The 22004-nt window shown below is 44.7% G+C and carries 24 protein-coding genes and 1 pseudogene; 4 read left to right on the forward strand and 21 right to left on the reverse strand.

All coding sequences use genetic code 11. The annotated features are described in order from the left end of the window. Positions 1–89: 89 nt before the first annotated feature. The 20 genes from AC6EMZ_RS21795 to AC6EMZ_RS21890 form a co-directional block, all read right to left on the reverse strand. Entirely contained in the window at positions 90–971 is an 882-nt protein-coding gene (locus AC6EMZ_RS21795; protein WP_498404925.1) for a conjugal transfer protein TraH, read from the reverse strand. Between the two features lie 15 nt (positions 972–986). Further along, entirely contained in the window at positions 987–1466 is a 480-nt protein-coding gene (gene traF / locus AC6EMZ_RS21800) for a conjugal transfer protein TraF (RefSeq protein WP_498404926.1), read from the reverse strand. Further along, a complete protein-coding gene (locus AC6EMZ_RS21805; RefSeq protein ID WP_498404927.1) occupies positions 1463–2290 on the reverse strand; it encodes a conjugal transfer protein TraF in 828 nt (275 codons plus the stop codon). The genes traF and AC6EMZ_RS21805 overlap by 4 nt, the downstream gene beginning before the upstream one ends. Before the next feature lie 42 nt (positions 2291–2332). Further along, positions 2333–2830 (reverse strand): S26 family signal peptidase, encoded by a 498-nt coding sequence (locus AC6EMZ_RS21810; RefSeq protein WP_498404928.1) that lies wholly within the window; start codon positions 2828–2830, stop codon positions 2333–2335. Then, positions 2830–3579 carry a type-F conjugative transfer system pilin assembly protein TrbC gene (locus AC6EMZ_RS21815; RefSeq protein ID WP_498404929.1) on the reverse strand — a complete coding sequence of 250 codons (750 nt, stop codon included), beginning with the start codon at positions 3577–3579 and terminating at the stop codon, positions 2830–2832. Before AC6EMZ_RS21815 ends, AC6EMZ_RS21810 begins: the two co-directional genes overlap by 1 nt. Next, a complete protein-coding gene (locus AC6EMZ_RS21820) occupies positions 3579–3968 on the reverse strand; it encodes a hypothetical protein (protein WP_498404930.1) in 390 nt (129 codons plus the stop codon). Before AC6EMZ_RS21820 ends, AC6EMZ_RS21815 begins: the two co-directional genes overlap by 1 nt. A gap of 36 nt (positions 3969–4004) precedes the next feature. Beyond that, entirely contained in the window at positions 4005–5603 is a 1599-nt protein-coding gene (locus AC6EMZ_RS21825) for a TraU family protein (protein ID WP_498404931.1), read from the reverse strand. A gap of 157 nt (positions 5604–5760) precedes the next feature. Beyond that, positions 5761–7656, reverse strand: a complete 1896-nt coding sequence (traN, locus tag AC6EMZ_RS21830; RefSeq protein ID WP_498404933.1) for a conjugal transfer protein TraN — start codon at positions 7654–7656, stop codon at positions 5761–5763. Between the two features lie 9 nt (positions 7657–7665). Continuing rightward, positions 7666–9660, reverse strand: coding sequence for a conjugal transfer protein TraN (locus tag AC6EMZ_RS21835; protein WP_498404934.1), 1995 nt, complete (start codon positions 9658–9660; stop codon positions 7666–7668). 29 nt (positions 9661–9689) lie between these two features. Continuing rightward, positions 9690–12236, reverse strand: a complete 2547-nt coding sequence (locus AC6EMZ_RS21840) for a TraC family protein (protein ID WP_498404935.1) — start codon at positions 12234–12236, stop codon at positions 9690–9692. Then, on the reverse strand, positions 12237–12755 hold the full coding sequence (locus AC6EMZ_RS21845) for a TraV family lipoprotein (RefSeq protein ID WP_498404936.1): 519 nt from the start codon (positions 12753–12755) through the stop codon (positions 12237–12239). After that, positions 12755–14002, reverse strand: coding sequence for a TraB/VirB10 family protein (locus tag AC6EMZ_RS21850; protein WP_498404937.1), 1248 nt, complete (start codon positions 14000–14002; stop codon positions 12755–12757). The genes AC6EMZ_RS21845 and AC6EMZ_RS21850 overlap by 1 nt, the downstream gene beginning before the upstream one ends. After that, the gene (locus AC6EMZ_RS21855) at positions 14002–14793 is read right to left on the reverse strand and encodes a TraK domain-containing protein (protein WP_498404938.1); all 792 of its coding nucleotides are present in this window, start codon (positions 14791–14793) and stop codon (positions 14002–14004) included. The genes AC6EMZ_RS21850 and AC6EMZ_RS21855 overlap by 1 nt, the downstream gene beginning before the upstream one ends. A 3-nt stretch (positions 14794–14796) precedes the next feature. Further along, positions 14797–15432, reverse strand: coding sequence for a TraE/TraK family type IV conjugative transfer system protein (locus tag AC6EMZ_RS21860; protein WP_498404939.1), 636 nt, complete (start codon positions 15430–15432; stop codon positions 14797–14799). Positions 15433–15435: 3 nt separating this feature from the next. Continuing rightward, positions 15436–15717: a type IV conjugative transfer system protein TraL gene (locus tag AC6EMZ_RS21865; protein ID WP_498404940.1), complete on the reverse strand. Its 282-nt coding sequence runs from the start codon at positions 15715–15717 to the stop codon at positions 15436–15438. An 11-nt stretch (positions 15718–15728) separates the two neighbouring features. After that, positions 15729–16133: a conjugative transfer protein TraE gene (locus tag AC6EMZ_RS21870; RefSeq protein WP_498404941.1), complete on the reverse strand. Its 405-nt coding sequence runs from the start codon at positions 16131–16133 to the stop codon at positions 15729–15731. 13 nt (positions 16134–16146) lie between these two features. Next, positions 16147–17013 (reverse strand): DsbC family protein, encoded by an 867-nt coding sequence (locus tag AC6EMZ_RS21875; protein ID WP_498404942.1) that lies wholly within the window; start codon positions 17011–17013, stop codon positions 16147–16149. Further along, positions 17013–17378: a hypothetical protein gene (locus tag AC6EMZ_RS21880; RefSeq protein WP_498404943.1), complete on the reverse strand. Its 366-nt coding sequence runs from the start codon at positions 17376–17378 to the stop codon at positions 17013–17015. Before AC6EMZ_RS21880 ends, AC6EMZ_RS21875 begins: the two co-directional genes overlap by 1 nt. A 345-nt stretch (positions 17379–17723) precedes the next feature. Beyond that, entirely contained in the window at positions 17724–18047 is a 324-nt protein-coding gene (locus AC6EMZ_RS21885) for a hypothetical protein (protein ID WP_498404944.1), read from the reverse strand. A gap of 76 nt (positions 18048–18123) precedes the next feature. Further along, positions 18124–18471, reverse strand: coding sequence for a hypothetical protein (locus AC6EMZ_RS21890; RefSeq protein WP_498404945.1), 348 nt, complete (start codon positions 18469–18471; stop codon positions 18124–18126). 116 nt (positions 18472–18587) lie between these two features. Between AC6EMZ_RS21890 and AC6EMZ_RS21895 the strand changes: the two genes are divergently transcribed. The 4 genes and pseudogenes from AC6EMZ_RS21895 (at position 18588) to AC6EMZ_RS21910 (ending at position 21274) form a co-directional block, all read left to right on the forward strand. Then, on the forward strand, positions 18588–18869 hold the full coding sequence (locus AC6EMZ_RS21895; protein ID WP_498404946.1) for a hypothetical protein: 282 nt from the start codon (positions 18588–18590) through the stop codon (positions 18867–18869). Positions 18870–19078: 209 nt separating this feature from the next. Continuing rightward, positions 19079–20137 (forward strand): hypothetical protein, encoded by a 1059-nt coding sequence (locus AC6EMZ_RS21900; RefSeq protein ID WP_498404947.1) that lies wholly within the window; start codon positions 19079–19081, stop codon positions 20135–20137. Positions 20138–20897: 760 nt separating this feature from the next. Further along, positions 20898–20999: pseudogene (locus AC6EMZ_RS21905) on the forward strand (type II toxin-antitoxin system RelE family toxin); the annotation flags it as partial. A 44-nt stretch (positions 21000–21043) separates the two neighbouring features. Then, on the forward strand, positions 21044–21274 hold the full coding sequence (locus AC6EMZ_RS21910) for an antirestriction protein ArdR (RefSeq protein WP_498404948.1): 231 nt from the start codon (positions 21044–21046) through the stop codon (positions 21272–21274). A gap of 121 nt (positions 21275–21395) precedes the next feature. On the opposite strand, the gene AC6EMZ_RS21915 is transcribed toward AC6EMZ_RS21910, so the two are convergent. After that, a complete protein-coding gene (locus tag AC6EMZ_RS21915; protein WP_498404949.1) occupies positions 21396–21698 on the reverse strand; it encodes a hypothetical protein in 303 nt (100 codons plus the stop codon). Positions 21699–22004: the final 306 nt, after the last annotated feature.

A 22004-nucleotide genomic window follows, 5' to 3' on the forward strand; every position in this document is an offset into this window, starting at 1 on the left:
AGAACCATTGAGCCGCTTAAGCAAAAAGGAGTCCCTGTTAATGAACTGCTGGTCTCTCATCCTTCTCCACTGCTGTACAAAATATATTCTTAGCGTGGGATAATTTCCGTTTTCCAAGCGGACCCCTTAACGTAAGAACGACCGTTCAACATGTCATCCAGGGAAAACTTCTTATTCTGAGGGCAACTTGTCCAGGATTTAGCCACTGGAATTTTGTCATTGGTTTTCGCTTCAATCCAGACATCACCCATGTATCCGCGAATAGTATCTGCATAGTCACCCATTCCTACTTTTGCTGCTGCACGTTGCACAATTGAGCCGTGCTGCATCAGATCACGAAAGTCTTTTGGGCATCCAGCAATCATTGATTTCAGGTCAGCAATGGGTTTGTCGTCTGCTGCTTTAATTTTTGACGTAGTATCACTCCACATACGATCCGTTGCTTCTTCCAGATTTTTTGTACCCGTAATTTCAGTCCAAAGACCACTTAGTGCAGCTGGGTCCCGCTCAACCATTGCAGTCGCTATAGGCTTCGCCATAGCACATTCATTGAGCTGGATACCATTCAGAAAGTTAGTGATTTGCTCAATCTTACCGAGCGTGTCAGCGCATTCCTTACACATGGTTTTGAGAGCCATATCAAAGGCCACATACGGAGCTGCCTGCATAGCACGTTGAGCTTTTTCTACTAAAAAATCAGGATCGAGGAAGGAGAAGCCCCCAAGGAAACCATCTATGCCCCCGCAGCCAACAGAGAGCCGTGGAGGTGAAATTGTGATGGGGTAGTCCGTACTGGTAGTGGTTCGCGCAGTGAATCCCCCCATTGTGTAATAGCCTCTTTTTTGACTATCGAAACTACTGGGTGAGTCATAAACCGCATTATCGAACCATTTATCGGCCCAGTTTCCGGCGAACGCGTTCAGAGGAGACAGCGCACTGGCTGCAAGAAGTATAAAATGTCTGAGTTTCATTAAGATGCTTCCCTGTTAACGAATTGGGGTGGATTCATTTCGTTGAGTACGAACTGAATATTTGCTTTGTGGTTCCTGACCGTTAAACAGGCGAACCAGCTTAAATACATCCGCGCGTAAGGTATTAAGAGGGGAGTACCCTATAGATACCGATTGCCAATTATTTGCTCCTGCATTTTTCTTAATAATAACTATTACGGGTGTGCCATTGATATTGAATTTAGACCGTACCTCCGGGTTCTGAATAATATCTATGGTTTTTACGTACCAGTTTGTTTCTTTCTGAAATTCTTCCATGACAGGGAGTTGATGCTGGCAATATACACAGCCAGGCTGGACGAAATAGAGCAGGGCAAAGTTCTTTCTGTTCTTGAATAACAGATCAGTAACCTGGACATTTTCAGCTTGCGCCTGGTCTTGCAACGGCTGTATTTCAGCCTGAACACTGCCAAAAAAACACAAATAAAGTAATGGCATATACAGAAATAGTTTCATTTATCAGCTCCTTTTAATGGGTCGAAGAATCCACCCTGCTGTTTCTCATTAGTAAAGAACTGGCGCGGATCAAGTTCGCCATTCAGGACGCGAGTCATGTTGTAAATACTAGTTCTTAGGTTGTCGAGAGAATCGACACCTACTGAAACAGGCATCCATTTATCGGTTTCTGAGTTTCGCTTAATCAGAATGGTGACGGGCGCGCGATCTACGTTAAATTTCTTTCTGGCAGCAGGCTCACGCTTAATATCAATTTCTTTGATATACCAACTAGTCTCACGCTGGAAATTTTCCAGGATACGAGATTGTTGTACACAAAATCCACAATTAGGCTCACTAAAAAACAGGAGTGCATATTCGTTACGGTTCTTTATCAGGCTTTTTCTTTTAAGCTCCTGACGCTCTCGCTGTTTCTCAGCATTTCCAGGGTTAGTGATTGGATAATCCGAAGCTGCATTGAGTTCAGGATTTTCAAGCATTACGTAACCCGTCAGGCTGGTAAAAGCAGCAGATTTTCGACGTGCGGCATCCTGAACTTTATAATAATCAAGAACAACGTCAGGAGATAATTTGAACAAAGCAAAATCTCTTGTCTTATCCAGTAAAACCTGTACATCCTTTGGATGCATTTTAAATAATTCTTCAGCTGAGGGGATCACCGGTCGTGGGTAATTGTTTTCAGCTTTCCTATCTTCCTCTTTTTTAGGAGTTTCATACCAGAACAACCCGTGCCTTGGATTTTTTGCAGGTGCAGCTGCATCACTGGTAGCCAATACAGAAAATGAAAGTAATGTTGCTATGACAAGTATCATTTCTTTGAACATACAAGCCTCAATAAAAGATAGCATTTGCGCATGCGCAAATTTTTAGATAAGGGGGGTTAGCTTTTCTGTCGTTGCGATATTAATAAAACCCCAATATCGGCTGTCGTAGCTGTTAATGGTGTCACCTACAGCAAAAGCTTTGCCTTCTGGAATAACGCCGGTGAAGCGAAATACTGGAAGGATATTTCCCTTTTGATCACGGGTCATTGCTTGCGCAATTTCGATGCCGTCACAATAAAACTGGTTGCCCTGCCGCTGAAGGTATTGCCCTGAAATACAACCCAAACGCTTAACCAGGTTCGCTTCGCCGTTCGGCAAATAACTGTCTTTCAGATAGAAACGAACATACTGGTCCTGTTCAGCAGCTACCTGGCCGGTTCGAAAAAGAACAACAGGATAAACGCTGTGAGTTGCCGGGATTAATATGCGTGTGAACATGCTGTATGCGATCATCAGCGAAAGGGCTATGGTGACTGTATTAAGATAAACGCGCGAATCATGAGATAACGGCATGCGCAATGATATTCGTTTCAGTAGCATTATGCTTTCTCCAGTGCAGTAATAAGGTTTTTGACCTTTTCGTCCGGGGAAATTATGTTCATACGTTCCAATAGAGCGCGTACTGAAGCATCACCATAAACAACCGCTGATGCCTTATTCACTTTTTCCAGGCCATCACAGTAGCTCTGGATATTCATATCAGGTTGGTAAATGAGAGCCGGTACTTTGTTGATACCATAAATGCGAAAAAGCATAGGATCGATGAGCATTTCAGTACCCCACATCTTACATTTAGCACCCTCGCAGGAGGGGTCAGCGTTAAGCACATTACGCGTCAATGTGATGGTATCGACCATTTTGCTGATCCCGCCGACTGTGCCGCGCATCACCATGACACCGCCGACTTTTGAAAGGTCATGTGCATACTTTCGTAGAGTTATAAGCGGCATACTGCTAGACACAAACATGACGAGCTGATTCCCGGCCAGCTTTGGCCCATCCTCATTCTTCTCATCAGCTTGCATCCCTGAAGTGGCAAAGACCTGTGACTTAACGGCGTCCTGCTTTTTCTTGAAGGCATCGCTTTTTGAAAATTCAGCAATAGATGTTGCAAATTGCTTCGCAACATTTTGTTCATCATCGGTAAGCGACAGCACCGCCTGTGTGCTGGCACTTTGAGCAGCGGCCATCATTTCAGGCGAGATTTTTACTGATAGTGGTTCGCTGCCGGTTGCACAAACGCCAAAAGTCGCAAGAGAAGCGAGAAGGAATAGAGTGCTGTTCTTCATTAGCTTTTCTCCTGTTCATCGTTGTTCTCTGAAGGCGTATACGCTTCAGCCTGTTCACGACTTTCTGGTGAGCTAACAGCTGGCTTTTCGCTTTTAGTGACGCGAGATGACTCGGGCGCGGTAGTTAATCCATCGTATATTTCGAAAACCATCTCGACGATCAGGAAAATCCAATAGCTCACCGCATACATTCCCGCCATAACTGCAATAGCAGGAAGCATCGAAAAATCGGCTCCACTGAATGTGTTTCCCAATTTGTTGGCTTCCAGCCACACGCTAAGATTAGTCTTGTCCATAATCCAGGCGGCTAGTTCGCCGCCTTTCACACACAATAAAAAAAAGAAGATTGCTGGTACTGATAAGTTCTTACTTAAAATTAGGTTTCTCATTGGTTTTCCTTAAAATTTGCGCATGCGCAAATGTGCTTACATCACTGAACCCTTATAACGGACGCAGCAATCTTTCTTTTCAAACATCATCCACATGAAATTGTCTTTACGCGGGTCGTGCTTTCCTCCCGTCCAAAGCAATCCTTCACGACCAATCGGAAGGCAAGTAGTACTGCGAGCAGGGCGCATCATCTGCAATTTGAAGCGGTCTTTACGCCATATAGGGGCGAGTTCGCGATAACAACCATCAGCTGAGGTATTCCAGAGAAGGCCGAGGCGACCCATCATGTAGATGGTTCTGGCAGCAATACCCGCATTTGCCTCTACATAGTCAGTTGAAGTAATCGAGCCGGAGAGCGGATAAGCATTACCCCAAGACCCCATACACCAGAACAGCGCATTAAGTGGCATGCCAAAGGAAGCAGCAGCAGCGTCTGCTGAGCAGGTGATTGTGGAAATCGGATTAGCGAATAACAGGGCTTCCGGGTTTATGATCAGACTCAAAATGTCGTTGTTCCACTGAGGAAGAATCTCCGTCATCATTGCTACGTCATATCCTTCGTCATCAAGACAAGGGATGTCGTAAAACATGTTGAGAATTTTCCACGCAGGGAAGATGTAATAGTGGGTTTGCTGGAAGGCTCTTTTAGACGTGGTATTTTCGTTGAGGCCTCCAGACAGAGTGCCTGGTTTTGGCGTACTCAATGTAGTACCGAGAGGCATCATGCAATACGGATCGGAGACTGTATCAATAATGCGTTTTGGTTCCCAAAAAGAAGTCTTAAGGCCGATAGTTGGTATAGCCCCACCTTTGCACACGCAAACGGGGCTATCGCTATGGCTTGCATTTTCTTCTCCACCCACGATTTGCACACCGGCAATGCGCATCGGGAAGATGCAGTTCCAGCCGATATCTGTGACGGGATTAAGGAACGAGGTTTTGCACTCTGCGCGAGCAGCTGGTATTACCGCGTTAAAAGCGGTCGTAAGGACATCAGAGGTAGCGCTGAGCATGTCATTAGACATGGATCTAAGCAGGGCTGTGGAGGTTTTCTTTTCGGGATTCCATGCAAATTCGTTAATCACCAGGTGCGCACCTTCCTGATTTACGATGCTGGGTGTGACTTTTACGTCAAGACGCTGTTGCAGGTTCGAATCAAGAATGAACGCAGGGCGACCAATAGACTCTCCCTTTGTTATTACATCGCCGTGTGTGTACAGCACCATGTCCGTGTCATTGACATGTGATTTGAGCCATTCCTCCTGACCCGGCGAGATCACAACAATACGTTGGGGCAGATGTACGTGTTGCAGTGGATTAAACGTATAACCTTTCGGGTAAAGGATGCGGCCATTTTTATCTGGTACATCGATCAGGGATGTATAAAAGGGTACAAAGGTACGAGTACGTGTTTCTTTTGCGACCGGTAATGGAACGCCGCGAAACGCATGCCATGATTCGCGGTTCTTATTCATTTCCTTCGACCAGTCAACAGCCCGGACGCGGCTCTCAATTTCACTGAGCGCATCTGGTTCTGCGATGTCATAGATCTGACCAATAGTATTCCCGACAGTGGCAGCACTGGCGGCACAGGACAGGGTGGCACTAATTAGCAGGGTCATTAATTTTTGCATAGCAAATCTTCGCTCATGATACGTGTTTGTATCATAAACCATAATTAATTAATTGGCATGCCCAATTTTTAATTAGTTAGATTTGATTATTGATATGGATTCAAGGTGTTGATTTTGCGTGTTTTTATGGCCTTCTTCCTTGAAGGCCAAAGACTAATTAATTTGTCTTGTTATAAAAGTCCTCTGTTATTTGATTAACATCTTTTTGGATTTCGTCAGTCGCTTTTTTCACCATGTCTTCTACATACTCACTAAGGTCGATCTCCGCAAAGTTGATGGCGGCAAATTCATCTGGTGAGAAGCCCCGGCACTGTGGAGAACCTGCATTCCCCCATCCATTGAAGTTCTTCAGCTGTGGCCGTCCCTGCTCATGGATGATTCGCGCAAGCTTAGAGTTAAAGCAACAGTAGCCAGTAGCTTTCTGAACACAGCCCAGCAACGGGATTTTTTTCTTACAGTACGTACCGACTTCATGACAATAACCGCTACCCGCAGCCATAGCCGTTTCCATCGATGTCTGATCACACGCTTTCATGAGGTATTCCATAGCGAAATACATTACTACGGCAATGGCTATTGTCGCGGGGTTAAACATGGCTACCATTGCCTGGCTGAAGCCCTGTGCGGCCATTGAGGATGCCACTGCAACATCGCTGGTTGCCTGCATAGCAACTGTGTAATAGGTATATGCCTCCTGAGCAGCAGTGTAGAGTTTGGATACTGTACTCGCAGCGGTGGAGATATTGCCTATCGCACCGGCAGAATCAGTGAATACCTTGCCCTCACTCTTGCAGCAGTTTTTATAGGCAGTATCGATACCGGCTAATTTACAGTCCTGAGCACGGCCACTGAAAATGAAGATTTGGTCCATACATACACCTTCTTCACTTTTCTTACCGTCATCGACAAGCATTGAACCATCAATATTGCCTTCATCAACCGGCTTGTTAACACCAGTATCAATACATTTATTCGGTGAGCAAGACGCGCCCCCGTTATTACTCAGGCATGATTGATTTACACCGATAGGGCAATAATTTTCGGAAGTGTTCCATATACAGCTTGTACCACTTAACTCACCCTGTGAGCATGAATATTGAGTGGATGAAGGGGTTGACTTAACACACTGGTCGTTTTGAATAATGTAACCGCTCTGGCAAACAGCCTGAACCGGCCCAGCGTCGGAAACCACTTTACACTGGTTCCCATTCACCAACGTTCCCGTATTACAAAGATAGTTAAGATTTGTTGTCGTTGTGCGCTTACACCGACCCCCTTCAAGCACAGTGCCGGATGGACAAGTTAACTGTACTGCTCCAGCATCAGCGTTAACAACGCATGAGCCATTTACCAATGAACCAGCGGCACAGATGTATTTCGCATACACAACAGTACGCCAGAACCGCGCCGGACCCTGCATGATGACAAGGCAATCAGACATTTGATATCCATCCGGGACGTTCCAGCACCGACCCCTGTTAGTATCTTCCTGGATCGCGCCAGGCATAATACATTTCCCGGACCCGTCATATGTCCACTGAACTCCCGAAACATTCGGACAACTAAGTGTAGGTGCAAGCTGCTGTTGCCTCACGCACCGGCCATTTTGTATGAAGGAGCCAGCAGGGCAGTATTGAGTGGCGGCAGTGTAGGAATAGGACTGACAGCCATTCCCTACTATTACATAACCGCTAGGGCAGTAACCCTGGGCCTGTAATATGTTTTCTTTAACGCAGCGACCGTTCTGTATGAAATAGCCATTTTGACACTGACTACCTTTTGGCGCGTATTCATACTTCATACAGGCCCCGTTTGCCTGCATCGTGTAACCTGGTAAACAATAGGGGTTAGCAGATGTTGAGTGTTTAATCGTGGCTGTTTGACAGGCCTGATATTCACCCTCATCACCAAGATAACCATTATTATTCAAATCCTGACCGCACACGAAATTTGTCGCAATAGGGTCTGCTGCCTGCGCAGGTAAAACACCTACCACCATCACGAATTGACACAAGATTAAAATAGAACTTATCAACTTCTTCAAGATTTCCATTTATTATCCTTATTTGCTTGTGCCATCAGGCTTCTTAGTTGCACCAGAACTACAAATCATGTCCTGACCAGCCTGTCGAACAACCTGCATAATTGCAGAGGCTTCGGCAAACTCATTAAGACACTGACATGCTTTAATTACTTCCTCTCCCGCTTCCGCAGGGCATTTATTTGATGAGTCACACTCATAATAGAAATTATCGTATTTAGTAACGCCTGATTTGTTATTTTTATCAACCTGACCGGAAACCGCCATATCAGGGGTTTGTTTTGGTTTTCGGGTTTTACACATGTTTATACATTCGCCTACTTTAGGCATGTCAGGCCAGAACAGTTCTCCTGCCCCATAGCTAACATTTCCGTTATTGAACATTTTATCTTTGTAGTCGCCGGGCGTTACGGTCTTGTCTACATATGCCTTGCGTTCGATAATTTTATCAAAGTTGAAAGTTGTTCTTTTGTTGCAGCGATAGGTACGGTTCTTCTTGAACCAATCTCGTTTCACTGGCACAGAGCAGAAATTTCCTTGAAGCACCTGAGTTTGAGCGAGTGGAATTAAACCGGTGTTAATACTACCTGTGAATGTTTTTACTCCATCCACAGATTCTTCTACCAGTTGACACTCTTTATCCTGTTCATAAGCGGTGCAGGTATTAGAGATATAATCCTTGCCTTCCTTACAGGATAAATCAGCTTTCAAATTAACCCGTGCATATCCCTCGCCTCCATCATATACCTCGACGCGTAGTTTGAATGTTACCGGTCCTTCTTTATTTAAGTACTTTTTGAAGTCGAGATTTGGGTTTTCTTTCCAGCTTGTATTTAGCTGACAATTACCAGGAACTGGCCCCATATCTGTCCAGTTTCCATAAGGACCATTCCAGACAACCTTGTCACTGACCCACATCTGCATCCAGTCATCGTACTGAACTTCGACTAATGTTGCACTTTTGATGCGGTCTGGTTTTTTAACAAAAAATTTGCTTTCAATTTCATAATATTTGCAGTATCCATCCCAATAGTTATTCCCGATTTTTCCCATTACTAACTGAAGGCAATCAGTACCACATTGCTGAACAGTGCCTTCACCACCGTCAAAAGCTATTATTTCATTTAGCTTAACTTCATCGAGTGGGACGTTTCTGGAAACAGAACATGATTTTAAATCATATTGTTCGTTTGGATTTAGTGACCCTGTTGTAATTGATTTATAAGCGCTGCTGGTATTTTTATCCGCTGCCGCATCATTTTTCATGGCATTGTAATTATCCTTATAATTAAGGATTTTTTTGCCATCAGCTGTGCCGAAGAAACCTTCTGAATCTCCGATGGAACATGATGCGGTATCACCGCCTACAAAAGATGCTGATACACCATCAACTTTGATCTGGCTGAGTGTGAACCACGGATTTGCCCTTGATAAAGCCTGTGATGCCCCCCCTCCCAGATCGTTAAGTATTTGTCCCAAATTATTCCAGGCAAGATTACTGCCACAACTATTATTTATACAGTAGCAACCACCCAGATCAGTCATAGCTACATTTTTACGGCCAAGCTGATAGCTATTTGCATCTGCCACCCAAGCCCATGAGGTACATGTGGCTGCATTATTAGCATCGACGCATGTCTGAAAACCGTTGCTGCACACTACCGAAATATCCCATCCCGGAGAGGTCGTAATGTCCAGAGTGCCATTCATATCGGTATCCTGCATGATATTCAGGAGTTTCAGATTTCCGTTACTGGTTGGCTGTACAAGCATACGCATGAATTCAGACGTTCCCTTGCAAACGGCTTTGCCATCAAACGCGGTTTTCCCGTCATACGTTCGCATCGTATTTTCACCCGACACAGGACGAATCTGTGATTCATTTAAACGTGAGGCGTTGCTGGTTTTTCCTTTAACAGTTGAAGAAATGGAATTTGCAACATCTTTACTTGCGGTGATTTTGGTCGCATCTGGAGTTGCCTGAATTTGCGCATGCGCAAATGAAACAGGGAGCATAAATGCTCCCATAGCCAGAAGGATATACCTCATCTTAAGCCAGCCCTCGTTGCGTTCGGATTCACCCCGGAAAGCTGGATAAGAGCCTCTACCGGTTCCATACCGCTAGCCATTAGCTGGTCGAAGGCTGCGACATCTTTACCATCAGAGGTGTTTACCCAATATCGCCATTGATCAACACAAAGACGCGCAACGCCCATACCCAACGGACAGTCGATAAAGACTTCGCCATAGCGTGGTCGTGCATTACGAACGCTGCTCAGTAATTTCAGCGGGAATCCTTCCGTGATGTTAGGAAGCAAGCCTTTCTTAACGGCTTCGTCGTACATACGGGATTCCAGGTAATACCGCCACTGTGCGTTGGCTTTAACTACCGGTCCGAGTCCGGGTAGCACTTCATAGTCCAGTGGCGACTGAAGAACGATTCCCATTGCGCCTCGGTACTTACGAGCGCGGCGGTAGCCTTCGTTAATCATTTGCGTAAGACCATCCATCGAAACGAAACCGGTCTTTTGCAACATTGAGGCTACTTCCTCAACTAGGATAATGCTGGGGCGAGAACGGTCGGAGAGATACAGATCCATTGTTATCGCGTTCATCAGATTCATGACCATAGGGAAGAACAACTGCTTAACTGAACGGAGCTTCTCAAGGTCAGTACAGACAAAATCATCATCTTTTATGTTGAAGGTAGTCGCGCCGCAAAAGAATTTGCCAAATGCGCCATCGGACTTAAAAGCAGTCAGCAAGTAGGCGATATGGAACGCAGTATTTTTAATCTCCTCGATGCTCTTTTTGTGTTCTTCGCTGTATTCCGACTCCAGGAACTTAGCAGTTATCAGAAAATCAGTGACAGCATCTGTACCCCGGATACCGTCACCTTTGTTGTAGGCATAGCGACAAGCCTGGTCAATAAGGTTGGCTTGAAGTTCATTGACCGGTTGGCCCGTGAATGCATAGGCGGCAGAACTGAAGACAATCTGGGCTGCTGATATGTTCTGAGCGAGGTCTTCATCATCATTTGCAATAAAATCCAGCGGATTTATACAAATCGGATTTCGAAGGTTAAAGTCTATGTAGCGCCCTTTACGAATACGCGTGAGCTTTTCATAACTTTTACCCAAATCCATGATTCGCGTTTTTGCACCAATGCTGGCGTAATCATCAACCATGCTATTCAGGAAAAACGATTTCCCGCCCCCCGTCTCAGCGATAACAACGAAGTTGTGTGCGTTAGCCCTCGGATCGTACATGTCCAGCGATATGAGTTGCCCCTTGCGACCAATCAAAGATTGAACCGGGCGACCGCCGCCTCGAAAATCTGACTGAACCGGCAGGAAGCGGGTAATATTTTCATTATCGAGATAAAAATGACGGTCGATATTGTCGATATTGCTTTCAATGTTATAGAAGCCAAAGGGCAGGGCGGTGTAGAACATTACGTTCTTGATAGATGACTCATACATGATCTGGAAGTCAAAACCTTCCCACATGTTTTTGGCCTGCGCTGCCGCTTCATAAGCTTCTTTCTCCGTTTTACCGAAGACCCACAGCTGAGGAATGACATAATGGAACTTGCTGTCTTTAGCCATCATGCTTTGCATAATGGAAAATTCGTCTATACGTTGCCGAAGTGAGTGCGCCAGACCAGACCCAACGCGCTGGAACATCGTTTGTGTCGCCTTGTCGGTGATATTTTTACGTAGGTCGTCATAAACGATGGTCAGTGTATAGAGGAAAGGAGACTTGATCTGTCGCATGTCGTCCTCAACACCCATATAACCCCCAAACAATTCATTCGTATTTAATGGGTTATTTTTTTGCTGAGGAACGACATTCGGATAAAGACATACGCCGTAGCGATGACCGGCGAAAATTAATGAGCCTGGATCTGAAAAGTCGATGTTAGAAGCATTCATTTGCTTGCGCAGCTGACGCTCGGGATCATACTGCCCGTTATTAGGCTCGCCACTGAAGAATTCTCCGGCCCATTTAATCAGGTCTGAGGCTTCCCATCGGCGGGGTTCCATCCCCGCAATACCGAATGATTCATGGATAGCTACTAAAAGTTCTTCCGAGATGCGTTGCTCATTCTTGATGGTGAAAAACAAACGAAAATTACGAAGGGGAATATTGAAAAGTTTGCCAACACCTTCTGCACCTTCGCGCAGAAATTTTTCCATCTGCGCCATGTTCATAGCAGTAACAGGGTCGCTTGCGTCGCGTACTTCGCAGTATTCTTCGATATGACTGGATAGATTATGGTCAGGATACAAAATCCACTGACATACTGTTCCTTTCGGGAACTGCGAGCGCACGATGCCATGCAGCTTGTCGAGCTTGTCATTGCCCATGAAAGCCAGCGGTTTCAACTCCCAAATCCAGCCAAGAGTGTTGTCAAAATTTAGAAAAACATTGGTATCGGAATCTTCCCCAGGCAAGCGCTTTTTAAAGCCCAAATATGGTAGATATTCGCTAGGTTGATCGCGTATGGCCATGTTGAGAATATCTGTTTTGGTAACTTCATTACGCAGGAACAGATGTCGCTCAGCAAATGTCTTTAGAGTATTCAGCATTTAGCCTTTCCCCCCCATCAGAAATGATGGTGCTGAGTCGTCAGTAGAGAGTTTGTAATCCGTCAGAACGAACTTAGGTCCGTTTAACATTGTAAAGACGTAGCGCGGCATGTATGCCGTCTGATCATCCAGCCCTGGTGAGTACGAAAGGATTAGAGTACGTACAACAGTCGGCTGACGTACAACTGGTGTCTGTGGAGCTTCAACGAGTTGAGCCATTTGTTTGTAAACACGGTCACGATACTGCTGATAAGAAGGGTCATTCTTAGATACAGCAGTTTGGTTCGTGGCCGCAGTCTTAGCGGCAGATCCCTTTGGGTCATCAGATACGCCATCTTCGGTGATTGCATGCCCCATATCCACGCCGGTTGTAGCTTCTGTATAGGCATCATCTGAGGAAATGCATTTACCGTAACCATCTTCGAGCTTACACGCGAAATCACTGTGGTAGGGCAGTACGTTGCAGCCTGCAAGAATCGTAGAACCCAATAGCAGCAGAGAGATTTTTGCGAGTTTCATTATTTGATCCTTACTTGTTTGATTTCGAGTGAAGCTGTTTTCTGAACAAAGAGAGTTACATCTTTGCCGGGGCCGGTTTCCAGTGCTGGAGAAGTTTGCTGTGCGAGATTGAGTAGATATTTAGAGACTTCTGTGAAGCCCCCAGCTACGCCGGTTGCAGCTGCGTTTTTGGATGCTTCGTCAGGCTTGATGGTATTGATGCTACCAAGTGGAGATACATTCTGCTGGATGCTTTGGTTTCCGATAACGTTAGCAAAGCCCTCAATAGATTTAGCAAACACTGTAGCGGCTAATAGACGACCAGCACGGGAAACAACACGCGCAGACATATCACGTTTACCGTCACGGTCGGAGACAAAACCGGTAACATCACCTTCAACGATATAACCGCCATCCATAGTCATGCAGTGCATCGATACCGGCAGTACGATGATTCGTTCTGAACTGAGATTGCCGGTTGCATTTGCAATTACAAAGCAGCCACGAAGATTCATTTTAATGAAATTAGGTAACTGTGCCGGAGCCTGAACCCTGAACATTAACGTCTGCGGATTATCAGAGCCGTACTGCCCTGTAAGCGCGTTAACGCCGACCAGGAGCTTTGCTTTCATAAATCCAACCGGCAACTGGATCTCGCTCTTTTTTGCTGTAGAGTCCTCAGGAACAGAAGGCATAGCAATATCGCCATTACTATCTGAGATTCCACCTACCCACATCACAGCTGGTTCTTCAGCATTCCCTGATTCTTGCGCCCCCTCCTGCGATGAGGTGTCGTTGTAACCAGAGGGTGCAGGATAGCTAGCCATGCCATGAGCATCGGCTAAACCATTGGAGGATGTTGAAGAACCTGGAGAGTTCTGGGCCGCTTGCGAATCGCCAGGTGCAGCTGTGGTATTCCCTGAAGACGGGGGAGGCGTAAGGTTAAACTGACCGTTCAGAACAGCATCAGCAACAGCATCCTTAACTTGTGTATTGATGCCCGATTTTAGGTCTTTAATCTGACCACCAAGAGTGGAGACAATATCGTCTTGCACGTAAGAGCTGGTTTTAGATTCTGTAACCTCAGTTTGCTTAGGCGGTTCAACAACCTTTTTCTTGTCCTGACCGGTCGAATAATAAATACCCAGAGCAATTAGAACGAAAGTCGCAATAGTGCCGTATTTCTTAATATTTTTTTGCTGAGCTGAAGGTTGACGATGGAACCATGCTCGCGCTTTTTCAATAAGAGGGAATTTATTGTCAACCATTACATTGTCTCCCTATGAACAATGACGAGTGAAGAAAGTTGGCCTGTACTGATGGCAAGATTTTCAGCTGTAATGGCGAAAATATTTGTTCCGAACTTGGAGTTGAGAAACATGGTTTCAGTTAACGTGACGTTATTTAAGGCACGAATGGTATATTGAGAGGCACGCAATCCTGTGCCATCAACAAGTACATCACGCTCTTTACGGATTTCGATGGGAATGTGACGACCACGACTGTCATAGATGTTTTGCATCCAGTTGCCCCGATCGTTTACAACCTCAAAACTCTCAGGCAACCCTTTGCCACCAGTTCCGTCAGAAATAATCTTTGTAGTGAGGGCTACAGCAGCTTCTTCCAAAGCCAAAGAACCGAATAACGCCTGGTTATCCTTAATGCGATCTTTGGTATCAGAGCCTAACAATATTTTGTGAGGGTTTTCATACTTTGGTAATGCAATAAGTTCAAAGGTGGAAGTTCCACAGGTTAAATACAATTCTGTAGGTTCAGAGTAATAATGATTTACACCACCTTGTGCTAGGTATTTGAATTTAACCCAGAAAGAGCGGCGATCCGAGCTAACTCCGACTTCAACAGGCTTTTCTTTACTGTATACAGGCTTAGAGGCTTCACCTGATTCGCAGACAAGACGGTTAACATCACGGTTAGAAAGAACCACCTGAGTCGATACTTCAGGCAAAACACGTTGAGTATTTTGTGGGAAACTCTTTTTTTCGGCAGAAATAGCCTGTGCTGACATTACTGTCAGCAATATTAATATTGCTTTTTTCATATGTTAACCTTGAATGTCAAGAATCCAGAATCTACCTTCTGATACCGTGTAATCAATATGCATCTTTTGCGTTTCGGTGGGTTTGGCTTCTTCACCAATTATCTTTCGAACCTCTACGCTAAACTGAATTCGATACTTTTTCTTTGCAGATGTCTTATATTGTATGTCGTCAGGGTTCTCTGTGATTGTAATTGCCTGCTCAGGCAAAAGTTCCATGAGTTGGGAAACGGTATTGAACTGTTTAAAGTATTTAGAACGTTCATTAAGCTTCACCCTAACAGATTCACTCCGGTCAGGGTAAACAAGACCCAGAAGTGCAGAGAATTTACTGTCAATTGTAGATTTCGATACCGAACCGTAATCAGCGATTATAAGGCGTAGCAACATCCTCATGTATTCAGCCGAAGCACTTTCCCCTGAAATCAACAAGTCGCTTGATTTAGCACCGTAAGGGACAATAATGGTTGTCTGCCGTTCTTCCAACTTATCGACTTTTTGATAAGTTAATGCATTTAAAATTACTGCTGCAATTAACGCCGCGCGAAAGAATTTAGTATCTGATGTTTGTCTTTGCTGATCATTGATTGCTTCAGTGATTATTTTCTTTGCCGGGAGTTGTTTATTCGGCTTTTTAAACATCAATTATTCCTCCAGCTTTTTAGCTGATGAATTTGGATAGCCATAAATTTCAACTAAACCAAGTTTGTAGAGAGTGTGACGAAAAAAACCCCGACCCTTAGTTCGTTTGATCTTAATAATGACGATGGATACAGGGAAAAGAATCGCCCAGGTAAAACCTCCCAACTGCATACTCGCGAGATAACACGCAATGAGAATCATCCATTCATCCCTATCAAACCAGAAAATCTGGATAGGTTGATGGGGGTAACGGAAAAATCGGCCTTCTTTAAACCCGTAATCCATCGTCAATTCCCTTAGAAAATGGTAGCGCCTAAAGACTGAGTGATTTCGTCAAGTTTGATCAGGCAGGAACCGGCCAGAATAAATGGCAGGGCACGAGTCCAGCCTTCATTCATTTTCGTTGAACCCATAGCAATCAACCATGCACCACCGACGAAACCAATAGGACCACTTGCGATCTTATTAATTGCGATGTCGTATACGTTATAACCAAATGACCCAGTTGATGGCGTTGAGAAGGCAAAGACACCCTGACTAATGACTAACAGAGCCAGCACCATAAAAAATCCAGTAATGAATTTTGACAGGCGAGACTGCATTGCTTTACGCAGCTTCGCGAGGATCGGATTTTCCTGCGACGGCGATTTCAGTAAATTTAACGACAATGCAGATAAATTGTTTTTGCAAATAGTTTGCATATTAAAACTCCAGTTACTTAGCGGTTTTTACGGAAGGTTTTTCCAGCTTAGATACAGCTGGCTTTTCTAGTGCAGTAATAGCAGCAGCAATTTTTTGCTGGCTAAAACCGACAATAAGATTTGGCTTGGTTTCAACGTTAAACAAGAATGACGGAGTGCCATTTACGCCCACAGCCTGAAGAATTTTCGCATGTTGCTCGATGACGGCATCTGCCTCCTTACATGTTTTTAGGGCTTTTTGCTTAGCCATCTGCATAGCATCAGCACCATCTGGGTTATGAGGAAGTTCTGAAGAATAGACGTAGCGAACTGCTTCATCTTTATCTTCAGAACAAATTACATGTTCTATTTTTGCACGGGCCAGAGGATGTGATGGATTAACCATAAAGATCAACTTACGTTGAACTGGATGATCCTTCGAATATGTTTTCATCCATTCATCGTAGGCATGGCAGTAAGGGCAGTCAGGGTCAGTAAACTCGTAAAACACTGGCGCGTCTTTAGGGCCGATAGTAATTGCCGTATCTAGAGGTAAACCCTTCAGGGTGTCTGAAAGGCCATTCATTTTGCTTTGTTCAGTAAGGTTCACGCCTGACGAGTCAAACATTTCACCGAAGATAAGAACCCCTTTATTTCCATCTTCGCCGGGATGAAAATACAGAATGTTGCTACCGGTTTTTACCTCGTAAATACCTTTAACCGGCGACTCACTAAAACCGGAAATGCTCATGCCATTAAAGGAAGCCGCTAACTGGTCTTGTGCGGATTTCATGCTTGATGAATCAGCCCCTCCTTTCTCAGATGGAGTTTGCGCATGCGCAAATTGTGAAGACATACCCAGCACCATTGCGATGGCAACTACAGCTTTCTTAAAATTCATTATTTCTGTTTCTCCAGACGTAGGAATATTGCTTCTGCGGATTCAACTGTTGTGACAGGTTTAACAGGTGTTACTAGGCAATTAACCGGAGCGCATTGCACAGACGGTTTCATCGTTTTACTTTTCTTAACTCGCTTTTTAGTGGCTCCCTTTCCTGAGCTGTTATGTGTTGGATAATTGACTGAAGGCGACAGAGAAAAAAATCCGAAGTTGTTCCGGTCAAATGCTTGTGAAGCCTCAATGTTGCTAACGATGTAAAATGCACCAGAGGGGCGCTGGATAATACGATCTGCAAACACTGGCTGTGCCAGCATTTGTGAGGCCACCACGGTGATTAGTGACGCTGTAATTCGGTTAAGTTTCATCGCCTGTTATCCGTGATTTGATATGAATTTGTATCATAAGGCGATTATAAACGTAATTTGGAATCAATCAACAGATTGCATGATAAAAATAAATATCATGTGGCGGTTTGAGGTTTTGTGTGCTTTAAACTTTAAATTTCAATAGTTTAAATCAAGATTATCAGTTCGATTACGGAATTTGATTAGGCTTGGGAAATGAAATCAATTAAAGGCTTGCGCGTTGATTCGATGAGTGTATTTAGAAGTGAAAAGAAAACTGACGCGCCAGGGGCTTGTCCAACCGACATTAGGCCAGGAAAGAATTTCCTGGCCTAAAGACGGTTATTGGGGGCAGAGGGGAGTAGACTAATTTTTATCTTTATCGATAAATCGGCAAATTGCGGTGTAGATAACCCTATTAGGATTTTGGTTGTCTGCTTTTGACAGCATTTCGATGGTTCGTATAGTATCCGGCTTAAGCCATAGCCCCTTATAGGGTGCATTGTCCGGGCTGGAGAAATACCTTGGGGAAACAGTGCCTTCGCTGCGATTTTTAACAAGCCATTCAACTGTTTCAGCGATTATATCTGCTTTTTGTTCCCCACGCGTCTCAGCCAGATTGTCTATTGTCTGAATGAGATCGTCTTCAATCTTGAAGCGTTTAAAAGTCCAGTCATTAGGATGTGACATGTTTCTAACCCATTTATAGTTGTTGTGGTGACTTGTAGAATCTCAGTACTATTACTGCAATAGGACAAGCCTGATTCTAGCCGACCTTATCAAGTGGCTTGCTCAACTTATACCTGTCGGCAAATGTGAATAAAGCAGAGTAAAAAATTTCAGATTCAGGTATCTTAAGTTTTGCTGACAGAGCTGCGGCTCGCTCCTGAGCTGCCGGGCCAATGAAAACGTTATAACCACAAAGATCGTTTACCGGCGGTTGTTGGATCATCTCAGCGTCTGCAATGAAATCTGTTATGATCTTGTCATGTAACTCGTACAGAGGCAGGTCGCGAGAGAGCGCCAGCAAGCGCAAGTTGTGCGATATGGTCTTGCTGAACTTTTTCAGATGAATTTGCTTGTAGCCTTTTACACCTTCTCGTTTTCCGCTCATGATCTTTAACCCCCGGATTTAGATCCAAATCTTACCATTTTTTAATCCTGCTGCTACCCTATTAGTAGTTAATATAGTATGCTGAAAAGAGTTGTAAAAGTGTAAGTGGAGGATCTATGTACAACTGGAAACTGGATACGGCAGTGAAGCTGGCGAAAGAGAACTTTCTTTCGGGCATTCAGATCGCATTCGACAACGGTTCTACGCGCCCGTACCACTTACATTTTATGACTCGTTGCGGTGATACCGCGCAATTAGTCACTACTCATACGCAAAAAGAAAAGCGTAAAGTTCGAGACTTCAGCACTAAAGGTTCAGTGATCCGTTTTCTCGACGCTCGATTTCCGGGTTATGACAATCTGCTGAAAGATGAAGTCAAAGTGACAAGGGCAGTATAGTAAAAACCCCGGCATCTTTCGATTACCGGGGCTTTAAAGAAGGCGGCAGTGCCAGACACCGACCGCTATGTGAACCACAAGACACCAGTAAAGTAGCTAGTTTGGCGACGTGACTACTTTGATGGCTTCATGGTTAGTATAGCAAACTATTGGCTAAAATAAAGCCCTGGCGCTGCTTTCAATTCACATGTGGATTGTGGGCAGTTTCGATGAAAGTTAATGAAAATCAACCTGATACAAACTTGTATCATGAGCTGATACCTAATGCGATACGGTATAGAGCTTCCAAGCGTGGGGAATTCAACACGTTACGGAAAGGGCTATCCAAAATCCACCGCAGATACACCCCCGCTTACGAAATTAAGAAGCAACCCAAAGGGATTGAGGCTCAGCTATTTGCTTGCATTTGCAATCATGACTGGAACCGCAACCAATCTATGATTGAACTTCGCAAGAAGGGTTACACCCCTTTTTCCAGGCAGTTTGATCCAGAATTTAAGCCCACTCCGCTTCGATTAGGTGTGCGTTCTGAGAGTCGGGAAGCCCTTACAGCACTTCATTTTGCTTTGGCGGCCAACTGTGACTATAGCCCCTCCAGCGACTATCCTTTTGAGGTCTGTGTTCCGTTTGAAGAAATTGCGCGTCAGATGGGAGTATTACATCGATATGAGAACGGCAGGATCGCTTGTGATGTTGCTTACCATGCCTTGCGAGTCACAGAAGAAATGGGGCAGGCAATTGTTGTTAGAGAATTTGATAAAGACAGTCGTCAATACAAGGCATTGCGTATTTTTTTGACCGTAGAGTTTTTTACCAGTAAAGGCATCGGTATTGAACATTTGAAAACCATGCTTACTCGTTTCCAGGCATGGACGCGAAAAAATGGACTAAGTGAGACTCTCAAGCTGCGTAATGAGCGTCACCTACTTCGTATGGAGCGTCTCGATCTGAGCATTGAGAAGCGTCATTCACTTAAAAAGCTACTAAAGCGTATCAAATGGCAAATCACTAGCCCGGAGTTGATCAAAGAAAAGGAAAAAGTTGTCTCTACTTTGCAGGATGCGATAAAAGGTAAAGAGCCGGTGAAACTGCATGCAGCTGCTGAAGCTAAAGTTAAGTGGCTCCAATATGTGAACAGTGGCCGGTCAATGCCGATTATTACGACGCGTCTTGAAGCTGAGTTATCGAAAGAACAGCCTGCATTACGCCAGGCTGATGAAGAACAGTTCTACAGGCTCTTATTGGAACGAGCTGGGGTAGGGCTGTGAGTTGCCTCAATGTTGAATCTCCAATGCTTAAACCGCCACTGGCGGGTTTTTTGCTAGGTGAAATGCTCAAATAGTATGTTTCTTATGCATCCCCCTCTAGTACTTTCCTTATAGTTCTCGCCTTCTACCCCTAGAGTTTCGCTTTTTACTGTTGCCATAAACATAAAGATTAGTTTTCATACAGTTAACTTCGAACAGATATGCTAATTTCGAACGTAATTTCTGAACATAACAAGCCCTTTAAAAAGGGATTATATTGGCTTCCTTCGGATAGCCGAATATACCTCCCCTCGCTTTGCTCAGGGCAAAACCCTCGAATTTTAATTTCCGAGCAATTATCCAAAGAAATAAAAAGTAGCACCTGCCGTAAACGGCAGGCATAACTGGCTCCCAGTAAGTAGAAGCACTCAATTCAGCATATTTCTGTATCTGCCACCGCCCCCGTAGCTTGCCTACGGCTTCGCACTCGCAGTACAGCGCCCCAGCCCTCTGGGCTGGCGTCCCTTCAGGCCCGGTCGCAAGCGACCGGCGCTAACTGCGCACCCCCGTGGGGGCTATATTAAATAGAAAAACGATGTAAGCGGGTTAAGGCTTAGCAGGGCGGGGGGTTGATAGGTGGCTCCTAACAAAACGCACCGGCTTTGCCGGGCATCGTCGGATAAGATTTAGGAGAATATAAACCTACAGTGCTGCCGACTCCCATGCGCTAAAGCGCATTAAAAAATAAAACCTCTTTACAGGTCTGAAGGCCAATGGAACTGGAATAAAAAAAATAAAAATACACGCGTCTGGCTTTCGACTAATCTATCAGGTAATTGACGACCAATTAATTATTGCTGTCGTGGTCGTGGGAAAGCGTTAGCGTAGCAATGTTTATAATCTTGCCAGCGAGAGAATGAGATAAATATGTCGAAGATATTGGGAGCTGCCGTAAAGTGGCGAAAAGAACACCCTGAACATGTCTGTGGCGTGGTTTTGGTGTGGGAAAATGAAGCCTACGGTTGGAAAGATAAACTCCGAAACCCTGAGCAAGAACAGCCTAGTGCGTATGCGGTGGATAATGAAAATAATGTTTTTATCGCCACAGGTGGGAATGATTACGACGGTGCTAAGTGTTGGGTAGTCTCAACAGCATAACAACTTTTTTGACGGGTAAGGTGCTTCTGCCCGTTCTCCCGCCAATTCTCGCGCCCAATCCCTCCCGCATAAACGCTTCTGATTACGGTGTAGATAAAATGCTCTCTATCCAAGCCGGATATTACGGGCGTTTTACTATATCGATCGTCGCAGTTACATTCTGACCATTTATGAAGTAACTCCCCCCGCCAATGATGCAGATCATAGCTTTAATGACTTCGCTGCGGCTTGTTTTCAAAGGCAGATTGATTTTTTGTTTAAAGCTCTCAAGCTGAGCCAGTTCGTGCGCATCCAGGTTAACTGTTACGGACGCACCGCCAGTTGCCTTGAGATTCTGCCTGAATTTTGTAACGCGAGAAGCTGCACTTGCTGGAGCATTCGCACCTTTCGGCTTGCCACGACGCTTAGAGTGATGAGATATCATTAAATTTTCCCGTAACGCTTAACTGTTACCAATGATTCATATATGTATCATGTTTAGGCAGGATATCAAGTAAATTCAACGTTTACTATCGTGTGACGAGGTTTGCGCATGCGCAAAGAGTGCATCTCAAAAAGCCATGAATGACGGTATCTACTGTATTCAATACTTAATGGTTAAAGTCAGGAAAACGATGCTTTTTGTGAAGTAACGCTTTACTGTTACAAGCGTATGATATAAAATTATATCAATTCGAAAGAGCGATATGGAACAATAAATTTGCGCATGCGCAAAAAAGCGGTCCAACCG

This window comes from Enterobacter sp. SCRI0065 (assembly GCF_059766475.1).